3 protein-coding genes and 1 pseudogene are annotated in these 3,509 nt (G+C 65.6%); 2 read left to right on the top strand and 2 right to left on the bottom strand.

Going from position 1 to position 3,509, the window contains the following annotated elements; all coding sequences use genetic code 11:
* The first annotated feature begins 74 nt into the window (after positions 1–74).
* Positions 75–662: a recombination mediator RecR gene (recR, locus tag B2W70_RS10725; RefSeq protein ID WP_286745602.1), complete on the top strand. Its 588-nt coding sequence runs from the start codon at positions 75–77 to the stop codon at positions 660–662.
* A gap of 10 nt (positions 663–672) precedes the next feature.
* Here the strand turns inward: recR and B2W70_RS10720 are convergent, their stop codons facing one another.
* Both B2W70_RS10720 and gloB read right to left on the bottom strand, forming a co-directional pair.
* Positions 673–2,388: a transglycosylase SLT domain-containing protein gene (locus tag B2W70_RS10720; protein WP_286745601.1), complete on the bottom strand. Its 1,716-nt coding sequence runs from the start codon at positions 2,386–2,388 to the stop codon at positions 673–675.
* 2 nt (positions 2,389–2,390) lie between these two features.
* On the bottom strand, positions 2,391–3,167 hold the full coding sequence (gene gloB / locus B2W70_RS10715) for a hydroxyacylglutathione hydrolase (RefSeq protein WP_286745599.1): 777 nt from the start codon (positions 3,165–3,167) through the stop codon (positions 2,391–2,393).
* On the opposite strand from gloB, the pseudogene B2W70_RS10710 reads away from it, so the two are divergent.
* Positions 3,166–3,509: pseudogene (locus tag B2W70_RS10710) on the top strand (SAM-dependent methyltransferase); the annotation flags it as partial. The gene gloB and the pseudogene B2W70_RS10710 overlap by 2 nt on opposite strands.

Genomic DNA, 3,509 nt, shown 5'->3' with positions numbered 1-3,509 from the left:
CCTGACGGCTGGCATGCCGATGCCTCCCGGCATGAAGCTCCCGTTCTGAACGCACCCGCTCCCCGCATCCATCCATGGCCGATTCCGCTCTCGAGGCCCTGATCGAAGGCTTGCGCTGTCTGCCTGGTGTCGGACAGAAGTCGGCCCAGCGGATGGCCTACCACCTGCTTCAGCACGATCGCTCAGGCGCGGTGAAGTTGGCGCGAGCGCTGGACGTGGCGGTCTCCGAGATCGGGCATTGCACGCGTTGCCACACCTTCAGCCGCGAGCCGGTCTGCGAGGTTTGTCAGGACGAGACGCGAGACCGCTTGTCCCTGTGTGTGGTCGAGACGCCTGCCGACCAGGCCGCGATGGAGCGCACCGGCAGCTACAAAGGTCTTTACTTTGTGTTGATGGGGCGCCTGAGCCCGTTGGATGGCTTGGGTGTGCGAGACATCGGCGTGGGCGCCTTGCTTGAGCGCGCCAGCGACGGGGTGGTGCAGGAGGTGATCCTGGCCACGAACTTCACCGCCGAGGGCGAAGCAACGGCACACATCCTGGCCGACCAGCTGCGCAGCCGTGGCTTGAGGGTCACCCGCCTGGCCCGTGGCGTGCCGGTGGGCAGCGAGCTGGAGTACGTTGACCTGGGCACCATCGCCCACGCGTTCATGGACCGCCGCTGAGCCTGGTGGCTCAGCGCGCGCTTGCCATGCGAACCTTGCTGTTGGCGCGGCCGTTGGCCTTGCCTTTTGCAGAGCTGGCTCGCGAGCTGCTCGCCACCTTGACTTTGCGAGCGTTGGCTTGTTTGCTGGCTTGTTTGCCCGACGACCTGCTGGCGGAAGCGAGCTGACGCTTCGAAGCCGATGGCACGTACACCACAACGCTTTGACCTCGAGCGAACGTGGCCCGAGCCTGGGTGCGATTCCATTGCGCGACTTGCTCTGCCGAGACCTTGTAGCGACGAGCGATGCTGGCGACCGTGTCACGCTTGCCGGCCTTGACCACCATGCGCTTGAGCGGCGGCACATCCGGGGCCAGGGCCATCATCGCGTTGTCAGCCAGGCGCTCGGAGACGTCCTGCTCGCGATGCTCTGAGCGCGGCACCAGCAAGGTCGAGCCGGCTTTGACGAGCATCTTGGGCGGGATGTGGTTGACCTCGCGAAGCGATGCCTCGCTCATGCCCACCGACTTGGCGGCTTCGGCCGGTCGCATGGTGCGCGGCACTTGCCAAGCCGTCCAGGTGGCCAAAGGCCCTTTGTGTCGCGACAGGTTGTGAACGAACAGGTTGGCGTTGTCGTAGGGCAGCAGCAGCTGCGGCGTGCCGGCAGCCAGGATGACGGGCTTGTTCTGTGAAGGGTTCAGGGCCTTGAACTCGTCGGCAGAAAGGCCGGCCAACCTCGTGGCGAGTGCCACGTCCATGTCCCGCTGGATGGGCACGCTCACGAAGTAGGGGTGGTTCTCGATGGGCGGCAAGGCCAGGCCGAAACGCTCGGGCTGCATCACGATGTTGCGCACGGCGTGCAGCTTGGGCACGTAGTGGCGCGTCTCGGCCGGCATGTTCAGGCTGAGGTAGTCGGTCGGCAGGCCCTGGCGCTGGTTGCGCTGGATGGCTTTTTGCACATTGCCTTCGCCCCAGTTGTAGGCAGCCAGCGCGAGGTGCCAGTCGCCGAACATGCGGTGCAGGCGCTGCAGGTAGTCAAGCGCGGCGCGGGTCGAGGCCAGCACGTCGCGGCGGTCGTCGCGAAAGAGGTTCTGCTTGAGCTCGAAGTCCTTGCCGGTGGCGGGCATGAACTGCCACATGCCTGAAGCCCGAGCCGATGACATGGCCTGCGGGTTGAAAGCGCTTTCGATGAAGGGCAGCAGCGCCAACTCGGTGGGCATCTTGCGGCGGTTGATTTCCTCGACCACGTGGTAGAGGTAACGGCTGCCGCGCGAGGTCATGCGCTGCACGTACTCAGGCCGGCTCGTGTACCAGCGCTCGTGGTCGGTCACCAGCGACGTCTCCAGCGCGGGCAGGGCATAGCCACGACGGATGCGGCCCCAGAGGTCTTGGGTGGCGCTGGCATCGTTGAGGTTGACCGTGGCATCTGGCTCGAGCGGATCGGTGGGCTTGCCGATGGCCTCCAGGCTGTCCGGGCGCGCCTCGGAGCTGTCGCTGCGCAAGGCGCCTGGACCCAGGTCGACCCTCAGGCCCGAAGTGGGGTCTTGGCGGGTGCCGGCTGCAACACGCTGGTCACCCCAGTTCGACAGGGCCGATGCGGCCTGTCGTTGGCGACTCAGCTCTTCGGATTGACGCGTCGATGCGTCGTTGTACAGCGTTCCGCAAGCCGAGAGCAGCAAGGTGGCGATGGCGGCAAACGGCAGGGTGAGGGCTCTTGAGAGACTCATCGGGAAGGTCTTGGCAGACATCGTCAGAACTGGTTTTTCCATTGGCGCAGGGCGACGAAGACGGACCGCGGGTCGGCATCCTGGGCGCCGTGTGCGAGGGCACTGGCCACCACGTCGGATTGGGTGCAGCGCAGGAACGGGTTGATGAGCCGCTCTGTGCGCAAGGTGCTGGGCAGCGTGGGCAAAAGCTGGGCCCTGAGGGCTTCGCAGTGTGCCTGGTGCCGACCCATGTCGGGGTTGCGGGGTTCGACCGCCTGCGCAAATCGCAGGTTCGAGAGGGTGTATTCGTGGGTCGCGCAGATGCGCGTGTCGTCTGGCAGCGAGGCCAGCCGCATCAAGCTATCGTACAGCTGATCCAGGGTGCCATCGAAGACGCGGCCGCACCCGGCCGAAAAAAGCGTGTCACCGCAGAACAGATGGGGGTGATGAGGCGCTTGGCCTGTGCCCTGAGGCAGCAGGTAGGCGATGTGCTCTCGCGTGTGCCCCGGGGTGTCCAGCACGGAGAACTCGAGCCCGCCCCAATGCACGCGATCACCCTCTGCCACAACGTGTGTCAGGCCCTGGATGCGCTCATGTGCTGGGCCGTGGATGGGGATGCCGCTGTCACGCCACGCGGGCAGACCCCCGATGTGATCCGCGTGGTGGTGGGTCACTAGAATGGCGGTCAGCTCCAGGCCGAGTGCCTCCAAAGCCTGTTTCACGGGCGCGGCTTCGCCTGGATCCACCACGAGGGCTTGATGGCCGTCGTGAAGCATCCAGATGTAGTTGTCGGTGAAGGCGGGCAGGGCAATCAGTTTCATGACCAAAGTCGATCCGATTATAGATTTGCACCCCTGGCTGGCCTTGGCGCCAGGCCAGTCCCTGCTCGAATGGGAGCAGCAGCAGATGGATCGGCTGGTGGCCGACGTGTTCGGCTTTCACGCGCTGCAGCTGGGTCTGCCCGAGCTCGATGCCTTGCGCGCCAACCGCATGCAGCATCGGTGGCTGGCGGTGGACGCGGCCTATCAGCGCTGGTCGCCCCCTGCTGACCTGGCTCCCCTGGTGCACGAGCCGGTGCAGGCCGAGACGGGTTTGCTCACCGGCGCCCCGCTGAGCCTGCGGTGCGATTTCGAGGCTTTGCCTTTTCCTTCGTCGAGCCTGGA

The sequence above is a fragment of the Aquabacterium sp. UBA2148 genome, assembly GCF_002328915.1.
Taxonomy (GTDB): Bacteria; Pseudomonadota; Gammaproteobacteria; order Burkholderiales; family Burkholderiaceae_C; genus Aquabacterium; species Aquabacterium parvum.
The sequence above is the reverse complement of the archived record's forward strand: the minus strand, read 5'-3'. Positions and strand labels throughout refer to the sequence as shown.

Excerpts from the sequence above, each read along its gene's own strand:
- recR (WP_286745602.1), top strand. The coding sequence starts at position 75 with ATGGCCGATTCCGCTCTCGAGGCCCTGATCGAAGGCTTGCGCTGTCTG.
- B2W70_RS10720 (WP_286745601.1), bottom strand. The coding sequence starts at position 2,388 with ATGTCTGCCAAGACCTTCCCGATGAGTCTCTCAAGAGCCCTCACCCTG.
- gloB (WP_286745599.1), bottom strand. The coding sequence starts at position 3,167 with ATGAAACTGATTGCCCTGCCCGCCTTCACCGACAACTACATCTGGATG.